Raw genomic sequence first — 21,243 nt, 5'->3', positions numbered from 1 at the left:
TCATTTTTAATTTTCAGTAATGGGTGTCTTAAAAAGTGTTTCCAAAATCAAAAATCAACACAGTAATTTAGAAGCATATTTTGAGCAATTTAGAAATAACGTTGTTGGTGTCGATTTGCATTTTGAATCCCCTTACGGTAAGAAAAAAATAATTTATGCCGATTGGACAGCAAGCGGACGATTATACCGACCTATTGAAGAAAAATTATTAAATGATATTGGACCTTTTGTGGCGAACACACATACTGAAACCTCTATAACAGGTAGCGTAATGACGCATGCTTATCACGATGCTAGAGCTATCATAAAAAAGCATGTTAATGCCTCTAAAGACGATGTTTTGATTACGGTTGGAACGGGAATGACCGGTGCAATCAATAAGTTTCAGCGTATTTTAGGAATTAAATTAAACGAGAATTTAAAGGATAGTACGGAAGTTCCAGAAGAAAAACGACCAATAATTTTTGTGTCGCATATGGAGCATCATTCTAATCAAACCTCATGGTTAGAAACAATTGCTTGTGTAAAAGTAATTCCTTCTAATGTCAACGGATTACCATGTTTAGAGGGCTTAAAGAAGTTGTTGGTAGAATATAGCCGTGTTCCCGTAAAAATTGCAGCTATTACGGGGTGTTCTAATGTTACAGGTATACGAACTCCGTATTACGATGTTGCTAAAATTATGCATCAAAACAATGGGCTATGCTTTGTAGATTTTGCATGTTCGGCGCCTTATGTTGATATCGATATGCATCCTGAAGATGAGGAACAATATCTAGATGCCATTACCTTTTCTCCTCATAAATTTCTGGGTGGCCCAGGAACTTCAGGAGTATTGGTTTTCAATAAAAAACTTTATAAAAATTTAGTGCCAGATAATCCAGGTGGAGGAACGGTAAGTTATACCAATCCTTGGGGCGATCATGATTATATTGACGATATAGAAACGCGAGAAGATGGAGGAACTCCTGGTTTTTTACAAACCATAAAAATTGCGTTTTCTATTCAGTTGAAGGAAAAAATGGGTGTTCAAAATATTTTGGATCGCGAGCATGAACTTAATGCTATAATTTTCGATAAGCTTTCTTCTATAGAAAACCTGAAAATTCTTGCGCCAGAACATACCGATAGGTTAGGGGTGTTTTCTTTTTATATTGAAAAGGCACACTATAATTTAATTGTAAAACTTTTAAACGATCGCTTTGGTGTGCAAACTAGGGGAGGTTGCTCCTGTGCCGGAACTTATGGGCATTATTTATTAAATGTAGATGAAAGCACATCAAAATCTATAGAAGTAAAAATTTTGGAAGGCTGTTTAATGGAGCGTCCAGGTTGGATTAGAATCTCTATCCATCCAACCTTAACAAACGCTGAGGTTATTTTTATTTGCGATGCTATTGATCAGGTTTCGAAAAACCATGAGAATTGGAGTAAAGATTATGAGTATAATGCCATTAAAAATGAGTTTATTCATAAAGCAAGTCCAAATACTGAAAAAACAATTATCGAAAATTGGTTTTAGAACTATAATTATTTTCCATCAACATCTGTTCTAAATGGATAAGCTGGTAAGTTAGCGCCATTTACTAAGTTTACATCTGGTTTTCCTGCGAAAGCATATCTTATAAATTCAGGATTCTTAATGTCTTTATTTTGAAGAATAACGGTTTCACCTTCTATTTTAGCGTCTGCCATTTTCCAGTTTAACGATTCGTCTGCAATCCAAAAACCTTCAGGTGCTTTTCTGTTGTTGGTTCTTAAACCTTTACTATTTTTAAAATAAACTATTAAGCCATTGTTTTCTATTTCAACTTTATCTAAAATAGGGCCTTCTGCAACTATATTTTGATTTAATGTATGTTTAGCTGCGGAAAGTGCTAAACGTTGGCCAATAGGAAATTTATCCGTAGGATGAATATTGGTTTCACTACCTAAATCTATGGTGTTTGTTACACTCGTATTTGGTAATTCTAAAGCTTTTAATTGAGATTCGCGCATCCATGCCCAAGATTCTGCAGTAGGACTTTTAGAATCAATATTTGGATTAGCATGTGTCCCTTTTCCATAACCTGGCAGCATTACTACAGCGAAGTGCATGTTATCGTTTTGCCATGTTTTTCTGTAATTCTGAATCCAAAGTTTTAAAATATCGCCATACTCTTTCATACCAGCAACCTTATGAAACCAATGGGCTTCGGTAACTTCTGGTACACCCGAAATATAACGTGTGTTACGCTCACCTTGATACCAAACGAGTCCACGACATGCGTAAGGCGCTAGAGGTTTCATCATGGCATTATACACCACATTAGGTTGGCGTCTCATAAAAATATCTTCTTTAATATTCCAGCCTTTTGGTGAGTTTATAGCTTTGTTAAGTCTGTTTTGAGTTACTGTATCTTTATCAAAATCGTTCATTATGGTTTTGAAATACGGTAATTCTTCGGTCATGCTTCTTGGCATCCAAGCTTCCAGAGAAGAACTTCCCCAAGACGATAAAATTATTCCAACAGGCACATCACCAATACTTTCTAAAAAGTAAGCAAAACCAAAAGCAATAGCGCTACTTGGGTTTGTTTCTTCCCAATGGCCGGTAACGTCGTCTTGTTCTTTTAATGATACTATATTTTTTACCTGAAAGGTTCTGATGTTTTTTGTAAACGGAATAAGTGATTTTATTTCAGGAACATTATTCACATTAAACTGCATGTTAGATTGGCCTGAGCAAATCCATACTTCTCCAACTAAAATGTTAGATATAATTATTTTAGAATCACCAGAGATTACTAAGTCTCTAGCGATTTTAGATGCTTTTAACGGATCTAATTTTAGCATCCATTTTCCGTTATTATCAGCTTTTGTTTTCTGTTTTTGGTTAGCAAAAGTTACCGTAATTTTGGAATTAGGTTTTGCTGTACCCCAAACAGGAACTGGAATGTCGCGTTGTAAAACCATACCATCTGAAAATAAACTAGCAGGTTTTAACTCTTGCGAAAAGCTTATTGTAAATTGAAAAAAGGCTAATAATAAAAAAGGAATAAATAGATGTTTTTTTAATTTCATAAGATGCTTAGTAAACTATGTTTATATGATGCGTTCCGCTTTCAAGTGTTAAAAATAAAGATTTTCCTTTTACTTTTTTGTTATCTAAAGTAACCTTTTTGAAGTTTTTAGGAAGTGTGAATTCTGCCGTCATATTTTCCGGAATCGTCACGGTATAAACATCATTTTTGTTAGATTCTTGTTTGTATTCAGCTAAAATAAAACCTTGTTTGGTAGGTACTTTAATAGATGTAAAAGTTAAGCCTGCTAATTGTGGATTAATTTCAGCAATTTTAAAACCAGCCGTTTTTGGTTTAATACCCCACATGTATCTTGTAATAGCATTTAGCGGTGCAGTTCCCCAAGCGTGATTCCAATCGGCATTGGGTTTGTATTTTACATCCCAAGCTTCCAAAGTCATTGTAGAACCTACTTGTATCATGTTCCACCAGTTTCTATCGCCTTCAGTGTTTGATATTAAACTCGATGCGTATTCGGCTTCGTTATTTTTGTATAAACCTTCTAATAGATATTGAGCACCATAAACGCTACAAGCCATACCGCGAGATTTTACAAACTCAGCAACTGTTGCTACGTGTTCTTCTGGCACTAAATCGAAAGCTAAGGGTAACATGTTGGCGTGTAAAGCCGAGTGTGTAGAGCCTTCACCGTCGATATAATAACCTTTTTCAGCATCGAATAGTTTGCTGTTTATGGTTGCTTTTACAAGTTTGGCTTTCTTCTTATAGAATTCAGCATCTTCAGTTTTATTAAGTACTGTTGCAATTTCAGTCATTAACTTTAAATTGTAATAGTAAAACGCATTTACAGCAGTATTTACATCTACAATTTCGTAACCATCGCGTTCGCCTTCTGGTGTTGCAAGTTTCCAACCGGTATCTTTTTGTGCAGGTGGCCAATCTATAATATCTTTAAGCTTATCATTTGCTTTTTTGAAACCTAATTTCGACATTAAATCTTTGGTTAGGTTGGGCGATTTAGAACTTATTAAACCATCGGTACGTTCTAAATCCATTAAAGTTTTAAGCTTTAAGTTCTCGTAGTTTTGTTTAAGTGGCTCAATATCTCCCGTGTACATGTAATCGGCATGAAACATAAGTACAGTGTGTAACAGCCATTCGGTTGGCCAAGTCGGATTGTCTATAAAATAAGCATTTGTGCGGCGCGCCATCGAATACTCGTTATCCACACTATAATGACTTAGTTGATTGATATAAGCATCGGCCTCGTAAGGAATACGCTCACGATCTCCATCAACATAATACCCGGTAAAGCTCGTAGCTTTTATAGTGTGTTTACAAAGTTCCCAAATAGAATCCATAATAGGGTCTGATGAAGAAAAAGCGCTGGCATCATCATTAAATTTAAAATGAAGTGCTTTTTGCTTAATTTTAATAGACTCAATAGGGATTTTTAGATTTTCAATTTCGCAATAACGAAATGGAATAATAGCTCCAATATCTTCTGGTAACATAATTGCAGCACCTGTTGTATTTCTTTTATACGCTTGTATTTCTGGAGTTACAGTTTGGTTTGCTACTAATGTGTTTAACTTCGAGGTTCTGTAACGAATGTTTTTTCCGGGATCTCTATCAATATGAAGTTCGCCATCTAATTTTTCACCTAAATGAATAATTAAAGAATCATTTTGATTCACGTTTGATGTAATTTCTACATTTCCAAAAAAGGCCTTTCCGAAGTCAATAAAATAGTGCGAATCACTGATTTTAATAATCCGTTGTGGTTCAATTAAAGTCGTCTCTAAATCGAGATCTTTAGTAGAAGTTTGAGCGCTTAAGCTTGAAAATGTAATTAAAGTGAAAAAGAGTAAAATATATTTATTCATAAAATTTGAAATCTTTAAAGTTTTCTTGTTTAACAATTGAATTGGTGTACATGGCTTCTAAGCCCATTTGAACGCAAATAGCCGTATTGGCACCTGTTTTAATATCTGAAATAGGTTTGCTGTTGTTTGTAATACTATATTTAAAATCGATTAAAGCTTGTAAACTAGGCTCTTTATGATCTACAGTAATAGGAATTCCTAATCCTTTTTCCCATTTTACAGTTGCGCCAGATACGCCATCTACAATACCTAATTCTTTTTTCTTACCACCTTCTGGGAAAAACCATGCTTTGGTGTAGCTTAAAATAATGGTGCCTTTATCGCCCATTACTTTTATTTGGTAACCATCTTTAGCATTGCTGGTAAGGCAAGTAAATTTAGCTTTTACACCGCTTGGGTAATTATATATTAAATGAATATTATCGTAAGTTTCTCTACCATCTTTATAGTAATCTACACCACCAGTACCCATAACTTGGTTTGGTGTTTCACCTAAAACCCAGTTAGCGAAATCTATTTGATGCGAGCAGAGCTCGGCTACTAAACCACCAGAAAACTCGCGATACATACGCCAGTTAATTTGTTTTTCTAATTCTGGACTTGGTACAGGGCGTCTCCAGTTTCCGTGTCGGTTCCATTGGCATTCAAAAGCAGAAACCTTTCCTATTTTACCTGCTTTTATTAAATCTACAACATGGGTGTAAAGTCTAGAGCTGTGGTATTGATGTCCCGTTTGAAATACGTGATTGGATTGATCGACTTTATTAACCAAATCTTGAATGCCTCCAAAACCTTTGGCCATGGTTTTCTCGCAATACACATGTTTGCCCGCATCTAAAGCATCCATAGCAATTTTGGAATGTGTGCTAAATGGAGTAGAAACCAAAATAGCATCAATATCTTTGTTATCTAAAAGTTTACGATAATCGGTGTAACCCTTAGCTATTCCTTTTGCAGCTTTTAAACCATTTTCTAATCTAAAAGGCAAGGTGTCACAGCAGCCAAGGATATTAAAATTCTTGATAGAATTAATGTTAGCCGAAAGACCAGTGCCTCGATCTCCGGTGCCAATAATCCCTATGTTTAAAGTGTCGTTTGCGTGTTTAAAATCAAATACATTGGTCATTGCTGCGGCCGAGGTAGTAACTGCAGCAGAAGCCATTGCACCTTTGATTATAAAATCTCTTCTTTTCATTTCAATATTTTTTTAATTCCTGTTTTCACAGGAATGGTAATTTAAGCAGAAACCTCGAGACATGAATCCCGAGGTTTTATTTTTTTAATTAAACTGGTTTAATATCCCAACCTGGTTCGTAAGTTCTAGACCAAAGTTTCATAGCTTCTCTATTATAAATACGTCCGGTAGTTTCATCAACTTCAAAAGCATCATCAATTCTATGTGCAATATTTGCATAGTGCGTTAACATCTGGCTAATAGCGCCTTGCTCTATAGGTGATGTTAATGGGGCTTTACCTCTAATGGCATCAAAAAAGTTAACCGTATGTGCTTTAGAAAGTTGTCCACCACCACCTAGTGCGTTTCCATCTTCTATACCTGTTACAATATTGTTTTTTTGCTCTTTTCCTTTGATATCAAATAGTTTATAACCATCACGATCTATAAAAGCAGAACCGTTAGAACCGTAAACTAGTGTACCTCGACCTGCGCCGTATTTGTCGTAACCATTTCTACTGCGGCCATCCCATTGAATAGAACGATTGCCAGCGAAACGAAATGTAGCTTCCATAGTGTCGTACATTTCCCAACCATCATCTTTATAATGGAATTTACCAGATTTTACATCTACATGCTCTGGGTACTTAACATCTAGTGCCCAACGTGCAATATCTAGTTCGTGTGTGGCATTATTTCCCATTTCTGCAGTTCCATAATCCCAACCGTACCAGTGCCAGTTGTAGTTCCACGTATCATCTGTATACTCTCTTCTTGGTGCTGGACCTTGAAATAAATCCCAGTCTAAACCTTCTGGTGGAGCCGTTTTTTTCTGATGAGGTACTGGCCCACGTTTACTTGTGTAAAAAGCAATGGCATTATACACATCGCCAATAACACCTTCGTGAATGGCTTTTATGACTTCTTGTGATTGTGAAGACGAACGTTGTTGGTTCCCCATTTGCACAATTTTATTATATTTTTGCTGATAAGCAACAAGTAACTCACCCTCTTTTGGGTTGTGACTACAAGGCTTTTCTAAGTAAACATCTTTACCTGCTTGCATAGCCATACAAGCACCAGGTGCGTGCCAGTGATCTGGAGTGGCCATAAAAACAGCATCTACATCTTTATCGTTTAGAATTTTACGAATGTCGTTTTCTAATTTAGGTGTTTTACCTAGTTTTTTTGATACTTCAATGGCTGCTTTATCACGTTGGCTTTTCATGACATCGCATAAATAGCTCAACTCAATATTATTATTTTTATCTGCAATGGCAGACATGTATGCGCCATAGCGACGGCCTAAACCTTGTATCGCTACATTGATACGGTCGTTAGAACCAATGATTTTTGAATAACTTTTTGCCGACATGGCATTTATACTGTTAGAGGCCAATGTTACTCCAACGGCACCTAAAGCTGTTTTTTTTAAGAAATCTCTTCTATTAGAACTCATAATGTTTTGTTGTGGTGGTTTAAATTTAGTTGATAGGACGAATTTTTACATTTTTAAAGGATACTAAATCTCCGTGATCCTGAAGTAATATTTCTCCTTTATCTAACTCGCCAAAATTAGGCCATTTGGCATATTTACTTTCCGATACTAACTTTTTGTAGTCATCGCTTTTTCTTTCGTATTCTAAAACCTTTGTTCCGTTTAACCAATGTTCTACGTGGTTGTTTTTAGAAATAATATATGCTGTATTCCATTCGCCAATTGCGTGAATAGGTTTGTTTACGTCTGCTTGAATTAAATCGTATAAAGAACTTACGGTTCTACTACCATCATGATTGCCTAATTTAGCATCAGGATGTAAAGCATCGTCTAAAATTTGATATTCTAAACCAATTGAAGAACCTGCACCTTTATTCATGTTAGTGTCTACATAATATTTAATACCACTGTTTGCACCAGGTGTTAATTTAAAATCTACTGTTAATTCAAAATCCCCAAATTGTTCTGTGGTTACAATATCGCCACCAGCATTAGATTCGGCACCTCCAGAAGATAATACACTTAAAACGCCATCTTCAATTTGCCAACCATTTTCAGGAAATTCTTCAAGTTTGGCACCGCGCCATCCGTTAGTAGTTTTTCCATCCCAAAGTAATTTCCATCCTTTTTTCTTTTCATCTATAGTTAGTTTGTTTTTAGTAACAATAGGTTCTAGAGAAGATTTTTTAGAATACTCACTAAGGTTATCAGTTAATATTTTAATGTTTTTCCAAACAATTTCTGTGCCTTCCTTTTTATCAGCATGAATGCCATGTACTTGTAAGCAAATAAATCCGCTTGCTGTTTTATCATCTATTAAATAAGATGCAGGAACATCGTTTATCCATGTTTTTAAAGTATCACCAATAGCTTCAATACGGTAGTGATTCCAGTCGTTTTGTTTGAAAGCTTTTTGAGCTTCAGGGTTGTTTTCCATATTGTTTAACCAGCCACGACGAGACTCGTCGTAAATACCAGCACTCCAAGCTCTTTTAGAAGGATCGATTTCAACTTGATAGCCATGAACGCGTCCGTCTCTATAAGTAGGTATGCTATTACTTCTAATTTGAATTCCAGAATTCATTGTAGAATCTACTTTGTAATCCAATTCAAGAATAAAATCTCCATACATTTTATCTGAAGTTAAAAAAGAATTTGGCGTGTTATGTACCGTAGTTCCAACAATAGTTTGGTCGCGAACTGTATATGTTGCTGTACCTCCTAATTGATGCCAGCCGTTAAGGGTTTCTCCATCAAATAAGGGTTGCCAAGGTGTGGTGTCTTTTGGCGTTTCTTTACAACTAAATAATACAGATACTATAGCAACAAGAAATACTTTGCTATAAAAAAGGGTCTTTTTCATTTTAATTAAGCTTGGTTATTATTCTACTAAGATACCTTTTTTTCATTAATGTTAAATGGACACTTTATTCAGCCTAATGGACGAATTGACCATATTAAAACATGTTTTGTCTCCCGTATATATTGGGATTGTTAAGTTTTAACTTCTTTTTTATTTGATGATTGTATCCATAATTTGGATCAATAAGTCCATCTATTAACAAATGTTTAACTATAAATTAGCGGTATAACTAATACTAAATAATAATATGGAAAAACTAAAACTCTTATTAGTAACCTTATTGATAGGTTATGCGAGTGCCTCTTGGTCGCAATCAAAAGTGTCAGGCGTAGTAACCGATGGTCAAAATGTGCCTATTCCGGGAGTGAACGTCATTATAAAAGGAACATCGAATGGAGCCGCCACAGATTTCGATGGGAATTTTCAACTTAATGCGAAAAGTGGAGATGTAATTACTTTCTCTTTTATTGGGTTTGTAACAAAAGAACTTACTTATAAAGGACAAGGATCATTAAATGTGAAGTTAGAAGAAGACGCTGCTCAACTTGATGAAGTAGTTGTTATTGGATATGGATCTGTAAAACGTACCGATTTAACGGGAGCTGTTGAGTCTTTAGATACTAAAGCGCTTACAGAGCAAAAGAAAACAGATATTGGTCAGGCCATGCAAGGTAGAATTGCGGGTGTAGATGTTAGAACTTTAAGTAACAAGCCAGGAGCTCCATTATCTATTGATATTAGAGGGAATACAGTAATTAAAAATACCGATGGAGGTCGTGATGGTGTTAGTGATAGTGCTGCAGATGATCTTTCTAAGCCTTTATATGTAGTAGATGGTATCTTTTTCGATGATATTAATATTTTAAATCCAGCCGATATTCAACAAATGGATGTTTTAAAGGATGCTTCTGCAACAGCAATATATGGTGCAAGAGGTGCTAATGGTGTTGTGATTATTACAACTAAAAATGGTATCGAAGGAAAAACTGTATTTACTTACGAGGCTACTTTAGGTGTACGTTCTGCAACTAATGTGCCTGATATGTATAATGGTGATGAGTATGTAGATTTTGTTGATAAAGCATTAAGAAGTACTGCTTGGAAAGGTCTTTTTCAAAACGGAAATGTTCCAACAGTCGAAGATTATAATAATGTTGCTGTAGATTTAAGCAGAGAATTAAGAACTACCAATGAAGAAGCAAGTAATGCTGCAAATGGTAGATATACAGATTGGGCTGGAGATTACCGCCATGCGGGAATACAAACAAGTCATAATTTAGGTATGTCTGGTGGTGAAAATGGTTTAACTTATAGCGGTTCTATAGGGTATTTAAGTGATGAAGGTGTTGTAGGTATAGAAGGTTACGATCGTTACAACTTGAGTGCGTCTATAACTAAAAAAGTATCTGATCAATTTACAGCAGGTGTAAAAGCATATTTAGCTTTATCTGAAAGAGAAGAAGGAAGTAGAGAATTATTTAGAAGTACATTGCGTTTAGCTCCAACAGTTAATTCTTTCGATCCTGATGGAAATGTAATTTTGTTTCCAGACGATCAAGATGGACGTTTTACGAATCCTTACTACGATGCGCAAGGTGCTTGGAAAACGAATACGAAGTCTTTAGATGTAATTGCTAATGTATTTTTAAATTACGCACCAACAGAATGGTTAAGTTTTAAAACACAATTTGCTCCAAATATTAAGAATACTAGATTTGGTGAATATAGAGGTCTGTATACAAAAGCTGCAAGAAATGAACCTGCCAGAATACAATCTCATTATGATTCTTCTTTTAAAACATCTTATACATGGGATAACATTGTAAATTTTGATTTCGACATAACAGAAACTCAAAACTTAAAAGCAACATTAATTTCTTCTGTATACTACAATCAATTAGAGTGGAGTAATATTGAAACACGAGATTTTGATACCGATTCTTACTCATTTTATAATACAGCAGCAGGATTAGATGTTAGAGATTACGATACTAACTATAGAAAAGAAACTTTATCATCATTTGCAGGTCGTTTAAATTATAGTATTGCCGACAAGTATTTATTTACTTTCACTGGTCGTTATGATGGGTCTTCAAAATTAGCAGTTAATAATAAATGGGCGTTTTTCCCATCGGCAGCATTTGCATGGAAAGCTGGTGATGAAGAGTTTTTACAAGACGTAGATTGGTTAAGTAATTTAAAAATGCGTTTAAGTTATGGTGAATCTGGTAATGATAGCCCGGTAAGCTCATATAGCTCATTAGCCTTTTTATCAGGATCAGATTATGTATTTGGAGACACGCACACTAATGGTGTTAATGTAGCAGGTTTACCTAACTATCAATTAACATGGGAGCGTTCTAAAGAGGTGAATATAGGTTTAAATTTAGGCGTTTTACAAAATAGAATAACCTTAGGTTTAGAGCTTTATAGAAAGAAAACAATAGATGCTATATTAGATAAAACATTATCGAATATTACAGGGTATTCAACAGCAACCGGAAATTTTGGTTCGGTAGAGAACAAAGGTATTGAGATTACTTTAAATACGGTTAATGTTAAAACTAAAGATTTTAAATGGTCTACAAGTATCAATTTTGCAAAAAATAAAAATCAGATCCTTGAGCTAGATGGTGATTTAGATAAAGAAACTTACGGAACTCATGGCGTGCTTGAGGTTGGCCAACCTGTAGATGCTATTTATAGCTACCAAGTAGATGGTATTTGGCAATTAGACGAAGCAGCAGCAGCTGCAGTGTATGGTGCTTTTCCTGGTCAATATAAATATAGAGATGTTGATAATAGTGGTACTATTGGTGCTGAAGATAAAATGGTTTTAGGTCAAGTATCTCCAGATTGGATTGGAGGTATGACGAACACCTTTACTTATAAAAACTTAGACTTATCTGTACAGGTTTATACAAGACAAGGTTCTTTCGGTCACTCAGAGTTTTACTCTCACTTTGCTCCGTATAATGGCGATGATGCTACATTTAACAAGATAAAATTAGATTATTGGACTCCTAATAATACAGATGCTAAGTATCCTGCGCCAGAATATGGTCACCCAGGTGAATGGTATTACGAAGATTTAAGTTTTGTGAAAATCGGTAATATCGGTTTAGGCTATCAGTTCACTGATGATGTTTTAGAAAAATTAAGAATGTCTAGTTTAAGATTAACTTTAGATATACAAAACCCATTTGTGTTCACAGATTATAAAGGTCCAGATCCTGAAACAGGATTACAGAATTCTTATAATTCAGGTTATTTAACAAAAACGATATTATTCGGACTTAAGTTATCTTACTAATTTAAAATTTTATTAAAGATGAAAACAATAAAAAATATAAAATACTTTGCACTTATATTAGGTGGGTCGCTTTTGCTTAGTGCTTGTAACGACTTTATAGAAGAAGATATATACACACAAATAACAAGTGAGAACTTTATTGATGAAAGTACTGCAGATCAATTAATAGTTGGACTTTATACCTCCACAAGATCAGTTTATCAAGATTATGGTTATAAATTTGAGGGAACCGATATTTTTACAACTCAAGGAGAAATTTTTTCGACTTCAAGTACTAATGATTATGTCGGTTTTAACGCGCCGCAAACCAATGGGGTTTGGAGTGCAAACTACGATGTGATTTCTAAAGCTAATACGGCTATTAATCGATATGAAACTCAAATAAATTGGAGTGATGCTAAATTAGGTGAAAAAGCTTATGGTATAGCTCAAGCACGAGCTTTAAGAGCGTTAGCCTTCTTTAATTTGGCGCAACAATATGGTGGAGTTGTTTTAGATTTAGATGAGCCACAAAGTATTCGTAACGATTATACGAGATCGACAGAGCAGGAAACTTATACTTTAATAATTGAAGAATTAGAGGCTTCAATACCAGACTTAGTCGATAACCCTGATACTGGACGTTTTTCTAAAAGAGCGGCACAACATGTTTTATCAGAAGTATATTTAACGCGTGCATATTCAGATTTTAGCGAAAGTACAGATTTTCAAACAGCTGCCGATTTAGCAGTTGCAGCTATTGGTTCTTACGATATTAGAAGTCAGTCTTTTGAAGAGGTTTTTGCTTATGATAATCAAGTAAATGATGAAATTCTTTTTGCAGGACAATGGAGTGACACAGGTATTTCAGAAGATAGTAATAATAACAAACATTCTCTTTTTATGTATCAAGTGTTCGATTTGCCAGGAGTAAGTCGTGCAAATCCTTATGGTACAAAGGGTAACAGTTTAATGCCAACACCATATTTTTATTCTTTATTTGAGGATAATGATAGTAGAGAAAATGTAACAATCCATAGAACTATTATGGCCGATGAAGCAAGTGGTCTTGCAGATGATGTTATTAATCCTGGAGATACTTTAGTTTATTTTCCTAAAAACACTTTAGATATTGACGAACTTAAAGATCGTTTAGATCGTTACTGGGTATATCAACCAGATCAGTATTTATTTGGAGTTCCTGCAGATATTGATGGTGTAAACTATAAGTATTCTTTAAATCCTTCATTTATCAATTTTCCAATCATGAAAAAGTTTGATGATGAAATTTTTGCAGCAGAAACTAGTGGGGCTAGAGATACCTTTATTTTTAGAATAGCAGAAACACATCTTATAGCAGCCGAAGCCTTTTTAGGTGCCGGAAACACAACCCAAGCTTTATTTCATTTAAATAGAGTAAGAGAGCGTGCTACAGGTGTTGCAGATCATTACACAACAGTAGATTTAGATAATATTTTAGTAGAACGCGCTTTAGAATTAATTGGTGAGTCTAACCGATGGGCAGTACTAAAACGTATGGGTAAATTAGAAGAGAAACTTACTAATAATCCGCATTATGCTGATCATGGCGCATTCGATGCTTCAAAACATTTATTACGTCCAATTCCAATTAAGGAAATAGAGATTTCTCCAGAAACAATGACTCAAAACCCAAATTATTAATTAATAGCAAATTAAAAGATTTAGTTGTTTTAAGTTAGTTTATATAGGCAGACGAGAATATGTCTGCCTATATTTTTATTAATCAAGAGTCATTTCATTTTTGTAAACAGAAACTGTTAAATACGTTTACTCTAAATTATAGATACAATCAATTTTGAAGCCCATTTTAAATATGAAAAAAAATTACATTTTAAGTATTCTATTAATAGTTGTTTTATGCTTTTCATGTACACAAACAGTAGATGAATCATTCTATTTAGTGGTTGGAGATAACTTATCAAAAGTAGAATTAAACACTATAGATGATTTAAAAACAGATTTACAAAAAGTAATTACTTCCGAAGTTAAAATTGTTTCAGAAAAAGAAGCTTTTCCAAAAAAAGGTACAGTTTTCATTCTAGGAACACCAACTTCAAATGCGTTAATCCAAGAATTAGCCATTCAAAAAAATATTAATTTGTCTACTGAAATACCCGGAAGTCGCGGTGGGATTTGGGCAAAAGTAAATCACAATAATCATAAAAACACGATTGTAATTGGAGGTTCAGACGTGCAAGGCTTGCAGTATGCTATTTACGATTATTCAAAAGATGTTTTAGGTATTGATCCTTTAGAATATTGGACAGGTAAAACAGCGAGTAAAATAGATAACGAAGCCGTCTTTAACTTCACAACAAAAACTATAGCACCACCAAAAGTTCCCGTTTTAGCCTATTTTGAAAACGATGTGGACGAGCTAGCAAATTACCGAGGTAAATTACTAGAGTACGATTGGGAAACTTATACTGAATTAATAGATGCCTTAGTGCGCATGCGCTACAACGCTATACAGTTGTTCGATATGTTGGGGCGACCAGAATTCTATGTTCGTCCAGAGTACAAAAAACTAAAACCAGACTATCAAGTCGATATTAATTTTATAGATAAAATGATCGATTATGCCCAATTAAAAGGCATGAAAGTGGCTATAGATTTTGAGTTAGGCTACCAAATTCATCCTATGTCGGCTGATAAAGCCGATTGTTGGAAAACATATAAAGAAGATTGGATAAGTGCTTGGCGTTACTATTTAGAGAAAACACCATTGGCTAAAACAGATATTTTTATTCTACGTCCGCGTCATCAAGTTTGGGATTGGAAATACGAGAGTACTTGTGGCGAAAGTAAAATAGATGTATTTAACGAAGTTTATGTTGAATTTGGAAAATTAATAGACGAATATAAACCTAATGCTTCAAAAGTTTTGGTGTGTTATTCCGATGGGATGGAAATGTGGAACGAAGGTTTTAGACCACCAACAGACTGGACAGTGCTTTGGTCCGATCATGGTTTTGGCGATTTCGAACATCTACCAAATACTACCGATAATTATGAGTTTGGAACCTATATGCATGCTGGATATTGGTTAAACCACACCGTTCACAATCCATATCCAAACAAGGTGGAAACGATAATGAAAGCCATGTTTGAAACCTATAAAGCCGATAAGTTTTGTTTAGTAAACGGACAAAATTTTAGACCATTTTTATTAAATCTAGAAGCGTATAGTGCCGTTTGTAATAATCCAGATACGTTTAATGGCGATGAATTTTATAAAGATTGGACTTCTCGATATTTTTCAGAAAAAGCATCAAGTCACGCTATAGCTTCCATGAAATATTTGCATGAAGCGCAAGAAGGACGTAAAGGTTATGTAGAGCACTTATGGGAAATTCGTGAGGCGGTTTCATATTTATCAAACACACCAATTAGAAGACCAGGAAAAACTCCAATTCCTTTTGATTATAAACGTGTTATAGGAGATTATAAAACTACGGCACATGTTGCTGCAAATGTTCAAAAAGCCTTAACGGAAGCAGAGCGAGGTTATCAAATTGAAGCGACCGATTTCTATAATGCCTATATTTTGTTACCTGCGCAATTATATAATGATTTAATTGCTTTTGAAACTACGCTTCATAGTATGACAAAACTTAAAAACCAATTCGAAGCATCTAAAAATGTAACGTTTTTAAATGAAGCTAAAGCATTGCTTCCTTCGGCTAAAGAACAACTAGAAGCTGTTTATAAACGCAGAGCATCTGGCGATTTAGATGATAAATGGAACGGTTGGTACGCCATAAAAAATAGAAGACAAAATAATGGTTTTCCTACTTACGATATGTTAGCCGCGATTGAAAATAACTTAAATAAAATTACGCCTTAAAACCTATAATAATGAAGTTACATTACCTCCTTAAAAACAGATTCTACATTTTAATTTTTGTATGTCTTGCCATTTTTTCGTGTAAAGAAAATGAAAAACAGGAATTAAAAACAACTCAGGAATCTGCTATAGATTATACCCAAAAAGTGTATCCGTTATTAGATACCGAAAATTCTAGGTGGTTTTTCTTTTCGTCTGCAAATCGCCCGTTTGGTATGGTTAATTTAAGTCCCGACACACAAATTGGTGGTGCTTGGGGTAGTGGCTATCGTTATAAAACAGATACTATTAAAGGGTTTAGCCATATCCATGCATGGCAAATGTCTGGTGTTTCTGTTATGCCCGTTACCATTTCCGAAGAAAATAAAAGCAATATTTTTAAAGATTTTTATTCAAAATTCAATCACGACAAAGAGCAAATAACACCTGGTTTTCATAGTTTAGAATTAGAGCGTTATAACATGAAAACAGAACTTACGAGTACAAAACGTGTTGGTTTACATCAATTTACGTTTCCTGAAAATAAAAATGCAGCCGTTCTTTTTAATTTGAATACCATTTTGGGACCTTGTGAAAATTCGAATGGGGTTTTAGAACAAAATAATAAAAATGAACTTTCGGGGCATTTGGTTATGGAACCAACACATCGCAGACCAAAACCGTTAACTGTTTATTTTAAAGTGAAGTTGAATACTGAAATTGAAGCTTTAGAAAAAGATGAAGAAACGGGTAATTACCTCGTCAGTTTAAAAGAAGATAAAAAGAGAGTTTTAATGAAGGTTGGTATATCGTACACTTCCGTGGAAAATGCAAATCTTAATATAAATAAAGAATTACCAAACTGGGATTTCGACCAAATTGTAAATGATTCTAAGGGTGAATGGAATGAGTTACTTGGAAGAATTGATGTAAAAGGAAATACAGAACAAGCACAAAGGCGTTTTTATACCGATTTATGGCACGCATTACAAGGGCGTAGAATTATAAACGATGCCAACGGTGCGTATCCTGATAATACGGGAGCTGAATTTAGAATTGGGCAATTACCGTTAGATGAAAATGGTAAACCGAAATTTAATCACTTTAATTCCGATTCATTTTGGGGTGCGCAATGGACAATAAATACACTTTGGGGAATGGCGTACCCTGAAATTATGGCCGATTTTGCACATTCATTAATGCAATATTATAAAGATGGTGGTTTAGTACCACGTGGGCCTTCAGGAGGAAATTACACTTACGTGATGACAGGAGCATCTTCTACACCGTTTATGGTAAGTGCTATTCAAAAAGGAATAATTACAGAAGATTTAGAAGGCATTTACCAGGCTTTAAAAAAGAACCACATGCTTAATGGTATTATGGGGAAAGCCGGTTACGAGCATGATACAAACTTAGGTGGCGGTTTAAAATATTATATTGAAAATGGCTATGTGCCTTACCCAATTCCAGATGGTAATTTTGGAGGTCATCAAGATGGAGCAAGCATGACCATGGAGTATGCGTATCAAGATTGGACTTTAGCGCAGTTGGCTAAAAAGTTAATCCATAATGACGATTATAATTATTTTATAAAACGATCTAAGAATTATAAAAATGTGTTTGATACTGAATCGACTTGGATGCGTCCTAAAAACTTAGCGGGTGTATGGAAAGAAGATTTCGATCCTTACCAAGCCGAAAATGGTTTTATAGAATCTAATGGAGCGCAATCTACATGGTTTGTGCCTCACGATTTAGAAGGATTAGCAACATTAATGGGCGGAAATGATAAAGCGGTTGAAAAACTTAACCAACAATTTAAAACAGCCCAAGAAATTGGATTTACAGCAGGGAATTCGCATTCGCAAGAATTACACCCAGAGTATAGTCGAATTCCTGTAAACTATGGTAATCAACCATCGATGCAAACGGCTTTTGTGTTTAATAAATTGGGACGAAACGATTTGTCTCAATACTGGTCTCGTGCCGTTATTAATAAAGCTTTTGCAGGCTTGTCTCCATCTACTGGTTTTAATGGTGATGAAGATCAAGGTTTAATGGGAAGTCTTTCAGTTCTTATGAAAATTGGATTATTTCAGATGAATGGAGGAACAGAAACCAACCCAGAATATCAAATAGGAAGCCCTATATTCGACGAGGTTACCATCAAATTAAATCCAGATTATTATTCAAATAAAACATTCAGCATAAAAGCACATAATAATGGTGATGCCAATGTTTATGTTAGTAAAGTGAGTTTGAATAATAAGCCAATTGAAAATTATAGTATTTCTCATCGAGACCTATTAAACGGTGGCGAATTAATATTAGAAATGTCTAACGTTTCTAAATAATAATATTTATAATTATGAAGTTGAAATTTTCTATACTACTCATTTTACTAACAACGTTTTCAGCCTTTTCACAACTTAAAAATAAGCCCGAACTTAATGAAGATTTCATGGATATGGGCTTCGGTATATTTGTGCATTGGAGTATGGATTCTCAATTGGGGAGTGTTATTAGTCATTCGTTAGTTGGTGCTTCAGACAATTATGTAAAAAAATATTTTAACGAGCTTCCTAAAACATTTTATCCCAATAAATTTGATGCAGAAGAATGGGCGCGTTTGTTTAAAGTAGCAGGAGCCGAGTATGTTGTTTTTACAGCAAAACACCATAATGGTTTTTGTATGTGGGATACTAAAACTACCGATTTCAATATCATGAATACACCTTACGGAAAGGATATTGTTGGAGAATTAGTAAAGGCGTTGCGTAAATTCGATTTAAAAGTGGGGATTTATTTTTCTCCAGAAGATTTTAGTTTTATCCATAAGCAGGGGCATTTAATTTCTCGAAAAGGCCCAATGACACAAGTAACTGCCAATAAAGAGCTTTTTGAATACGACAAAACTCAAGTTAAAGAGATTATTGATAATTATGGTCCTATAGATGTGATGTTTTTCGATGCTTTTCAGGCGAAGCCTATGGCACAATATGTTCATGAAATCGCACCAGATATTGTTGTTACTCGTGGTGAGATGAATACACCAGAACAAAAAATTCCAGGCGGCGCCATGCCAGGACCATGGGAAACTTGCATGACGATGGGTACGCAATGGCAATACAAACCTACGAATGAAGATTATAAAGATGGCTCTGAATTAATCGAAAAACTGATTGAAATCCGAGCAAAAGGCGGTAACTTTTTAATGAATATAGGTCCGAAACCTAACGGAGAAATTCCTATAGAGCAAGAAGAGCGTTTGAGAGAAATTGCGTTATGGATGTATGTTAATGAAGAAGGCGTGAAAAATGTGAGAACCGTGCCAACCATTGTTAAAGATGGCGATATGTGGTTTACAAAAGGTAAAGATGATAACACCGCTTATGTTTTTATTACCGGACAAGAAAATTGGTTTAAAGGCTTTAGACGAAACTTTCTATTGAAAAATATACAATCCACTAAAAACACCACAATTTCGGTACTTGGACAAAGTGATTTAGTAGTGGAGTATTGGCCAGAAAACACACCAACGTCTCGATTTATTCAGCATGAGGATTTACTTGAAATTTCTATCAGTAGAGCGCAAAGGCTTTATAACGATAAAATTTGGCCAAACCCTGTGGTGGTGAAGTTAACCAACATAGAATTTATTACCAAGTAAGAGTTTATTCTTAGAAAATATCCAAATTATCATAAAATGAAGCAGAACACATTCCGAAGAAATTTTTATTACAGTTTAGGTTTTTTACTTGTTTTTATAACGAATGCCTTTTCCCAGTCGTCCGATAAAATGGAGTGGTGGAAAGATGCCAAATTTGGTATGTTTATGCATTGGGGTTTATATTCTCAAACCGCAGGGTATTGGAAAGGTCACAAAGCAAAAGGGAATGAGCATTTCATGATTCATGAAAAAATATCTTTAAAAGAATATGCAACTATAGCTGATGATTTTAATCCGGTTAATTACGATGCCGAAAAATGGGTGCTCACTGCTAAAGCGGCAGGAATGAAGTATATTATCATCACCTCCAAGCATCATGATGGTTTTGCCATGTTCGATTCACCATCCAACGATTATAATATTAGAACCAGAACGCCTTACGCAAAAGATCCTATGACGGAACTCGTTGCGGCTTGCCATAAACACGATATGAAATTTGGGTTTTATTACTCATTGGGTCGTGATTGGGAAGATCCAGATGTGGCTACCGATTGGCCTTTTAAAGGAGGTAGAAGTAATTTGGTAGATTATCCAGATGAGGATATTAAAGTTTACAGTCGCTATTTTGAAAGAAAAGTAAAACCGCAAATAAAGGAGTTGCTTACCCAATATGGTAAAATTGATGTTGTTTGGTTTGATACACCAGAATTAATTAGCCCAGAGGAAAGCAAAGAATTAAGAGAATTGATTCTTGAACTTCAACCGGAATGTATTATAAATAGCCGTATTAAACATGGTTTTGGTGATTATAAAGTTAAGGAGCAAGAAATTGTTGATGGCCTGGAAGTAGAGCCTTGGGAAGCTTGTATTACCATGGGAAAAAATTGGGGTTATATTGAGTACGATACTATTTATAAATCTTCAGAATTAATGACACGCCAGTTTCTAGAAATAGTAAGTAAAGGCGGAAATTTACTATTGAATAACGGACCAACGGCTAAGGGTGAAATTACAGATTTAGCTCAAGAGCGATTGGCAGAAATGGGAATATGGATCAAGCAAAATTCAGAAGGAATCTACGGTTCTAAACCATGGAAAGTACAAGGAGAGCGCCTTGTTGATACACCAAAAGAAAACGGAAAGGTTAAGTTTTCCGAAGAAAAAAACACGATGAAAGATAACGAACATGATGGCACATCGAAAGTTGTTTTTCCTGAAGTTAGGTTTACTTCAAAAAACGGAGCTGTTTATGCTTACGTGTGCAGCGTTACCGATAAAGAAGTTATTATCAAAGCATTGGCTTTAGAGAACGGCGATAAGATAAAATCGATAACACGATTAAATACTACCGATAAAGTAAAATGGAAGCAAACAAAAACGGGTTTAACCATTAAAATGCCGGTTTATACTGCTACAGAAATTCCTATTACTGGATTTAAAATTGAGTTAAAATAATAATCATTCAT

General features: G+C 34.8%; 12 protein-coding genes. 7 read left to right on the top strand and 5 right to left on the bottom strand.

The features are described 5' to 3' along the window. The first annotated feature begins 19 nt into the window (after nucleotides 1-19). Entirely contained in the window at nucleotides 20-1,522 is a 1,503-nt protein-coding gene (locus GQR98_RS02375) for an aminotransferase class V-fold PLP-dependent enzyme (protein WP_159018118.1), read from the top strand. Between the two features lie 8 nt (nucleotides 1,523-1,530). Here the strand turns inward: GQR98_RS02375 and GQR98_RS02370 are convergent, their stop codons facing one another. The 5 genes from GQR98_RS02370 to GQR98_RS02350 all read right to left on the bottom strand — a co-directional run bounded on the left by GQR98_RS02370 (nucleotide 1,531) and on the right by GQR98_RS02350 (nucleotide 8,944). After that, entirely contained in the window at nucleotides 1,531-3,063 is a 1,533-nt protein-coding gene (locus GQR98_RS02370) for a sialate O-acetylesterase (protein WP_159018117.1), read from the bottom strand. A gap of 7 nt (nucleotides 3,064-3,070) precedes the next feature. Beyond that, nucleotides 3,071-4,909, bottom strand: coding sequence for an alpha-L-rhamnosidase C-terminal domain-containing protein (locus GQR98_RS02365; RefSeq protein ID WP_159018116.1), 1,839 nt, complete (start codon nucleotides 4,907-4,909; stop codon nucleotides 3,071-3,073). Then, entirely contained in the window at nucleotides 4,902-6,104 is a 1,203-nt protein-coding gene (locus GQR98_RS02360; protein WP_159018115.1) for a Gfo/Idh/MocA family protein, read from the bottom strand. Before GQR98_RS02360 ends, GQR98_RS02365 begins: the two co-directional genes overlap by 8 nt. 88 nt (nucleotides 6,105-6,192) lie before the next feature. Beyond that, on the bottom strand, nucleotides 6,193-7,542 hold the full coding sequence (locus GQR98_RS02355) for a Gfo/Idh/MocA family protein (RefSeq protein ID WP_133968731.1): 1,350 nt from the start codon (nucleotides 7,540-7,542) through the stop codon (nucleotides 6,193-6,195). Nucleotides 7,543-7,567: 25 nt separating this feature from the next. Beyond that, a complete protein-coding gene (locus GQR98_RS02350; protein WP_159018114.1) occupies nucleotides 7,568-8,944 on the bottom strand; it encodes a DUF1080 domain-containing protein in 1,377 nt (458 codons plus the stop codon). Between the two features lie 247 nt (nucleotides 8,945-9,191). Here GQR98_RS02350 and GQR98_RS02345 point away from each other — a divergent pair, with 247 nt between their 5' ends. The 6 genes from GQR98_RS02345 to GQR98_RS02320 all read left to right on the top strand — a co-directional run bounded on the left by GQR98_RS02345 (nucleotide 9,192) and on the right by GQR98_RS02320 (nucleotide 21,232). Continuing rightward, entirely contained in the window at nucleotides 9,192-12,257 is a 3,066-nt protein-coding gene (locus tag GQR98_RS02345) for a SusC/RagA family TonB-linked outer membrane protein (protein WP_159018113.1), read from the top strand. An 18-nt stretch (nucleotides 12,258-12,275) separates the two neighbouring features. Further along, nucleotides 12,276-13,919 carry a RagB/SusD family nutrient uptake outer membrane protein gene (locus GQR98_RS02340; RefSeq protein WP_159018112.1) on the top strand — a complete coding sequence of 548 codons (1,644 nt, stop codon included), beginning with the start codon at nucleotides 12,276-12,278 and terminating at the stop codon, nucleotides 13,917-13,919. 172 nt (nucleotides 13,920-14,091) lie between these two features. Beyond that, complete coding sequence (locus tag GQR98_RS02335) at nucleotides 14,092-16,125, top strand: glycosyl hydrolase 115 family protein (RefSeq protein WP_159018111.1); 2,034 nt, start codon at nucleotides 14,092-14,094, stop codon at nucleotides 16,123-16,125. An 11-nt stretch (nucleotides 16,126-16,136) separates the two neighbouring features. After that, nucleotides 16,137-18,461, top strand: coding sequence for a GH92 family glycosyl hydrolase (locus GQR98_RS02330; RefSeq protein WP_159018110.1), 2,325 nt, complete (start codon nucleotides 16,137-16,139; stop codon nucleotides 18,459-18,461). A gap of 14 nt (nucleotides 18,462-18,475) precedes the next feature. After that, the gene (locus GQR98_RS02325; RefSeq protein ID WP_159018109.1) at nucleotides 18,476-19,777 is read left to right on the top strand and encodes an alpha-L-fucosidase; all 1,302 of its coding nucleotides are present in this window, start codon (nucleotides 18,476-18,478) and stop codon (nucleotides 19,775-19,777) included. Between the two features lie 36 nt (nucleotides 19,778-19,813). Continuing rightward, nucleotides 19,814-21,232, top strand: a complete 1,419-nt coding sequence (locus tag GQR98_RS02320) for an alpha-L-fucosidase (RefSeq protein ID WP_159018108.1) — start codon at nucleotides 19,814-19,816, stop codon at nucleotides 21,230-21,232. Nucleotides 21,233-21,243 lie beyond the last annotated feature (11 nt).

Source organism: Algibacter sp. L3A6, assembly GCF_009796825.1.
Classification (GTDB): Bacteria; Bacteroidota; Bacteroidia; order Flavobacteriales; family Flavobacteriaceae; genus Algibacter.
The sequence above is the reverse complement of the archived record's forward strand: the minus strand, read 5'-3'. Positions and strand labels throughout refer to the sequence as shown.

Excerpts from the sequence above, each read along its gene's own strand:
- GQR98_RS02375 (WP_159018118.1), top strand. The coding sequence starts at position 20 with ATGGGTGTCTTAAAAAGTGTTTCCAAAATCAAAAATCAACACAGTAAT.
- GQR98_RS02370 (WP_159018117.1), bottom strand. The coding sequence starts at position 3,063 with ATGAAATTAAAAAAACATCTATTTATTCCTTTTTTATTATTAGCCTTT.
- GQR98_RS02365 (WP_159018116.1), bottom strand. The coding sequence starts at position 4,909 with ATGAATAAATATATTTTACTCTTTTTCACTTTAATTACATTTTCAAGC.
- GQR98_RS02360 (WP_159018115.1), bottom strand. The coding sequence starts at position 6,104 with ATGAAAAGAAGAGATTTTATAATCAAAGGTGCAATGGCTTCTGCTGCA.
- GQR98_RS02355 (WP_133968731.1), bottom strand. The coding sequence starts at position 7,542 with ATGAGTTCTAATAGAAGAGATTTCTTAAAAAAAACAGCTTTAGGTGCC.
- GQR98_RS02350 (WP_159018114.1), bottom strand. The coding sequence starts at position 8,944 with ATGAAAAAGACCCTTTTTTATAGCAAAGTATTTCTTGTTGCTATAGTA.
- GQR98_RS02345 (WP_159018113.1), top strand. The coding sequence starts at position 9,192 with ATGGAAAAACTAAAACTCTTATTAGTAACCTTATTGATAGGTTATGCG.
- GQR98_RS02340 (WP_159018112.1), top strand. The coding sequence starts at position 12,276 with ATGAAAACAATAAAAAATATAAAATACTTTGCACTTATATTAGGTGGG.
- GQR98_RS02335 (WP_159018111.1), top strand. The coding sequence starts at position 14,092 with ATGAAAAAAAATTACATTTTAAGTATTCTATTAATAGTTGTTTTATGC.
- GQR98_RS02330 (WP_159018110.1), top strand. The coding sequence starts at position 16,137 with ATGAAGTTACATTACCTCCTTAAAAACAGATTCTACATTTTAATTTTT.
- GQR98_RS02325 (WP_159018109.1), top strand. The coding sequence starts at position 18,476 with ATGAAGTTGAAATTTTCTATACTACTCATTTTACTAACAACGTTTTCA.
- GQR98_RS02320 (WP_159018108.1), top strand. The coding sequence starts at position 19,814 with ATGAAGCAGAACACATTCCGAAGAAATTTTTATTACAGTTTAGGTTTT.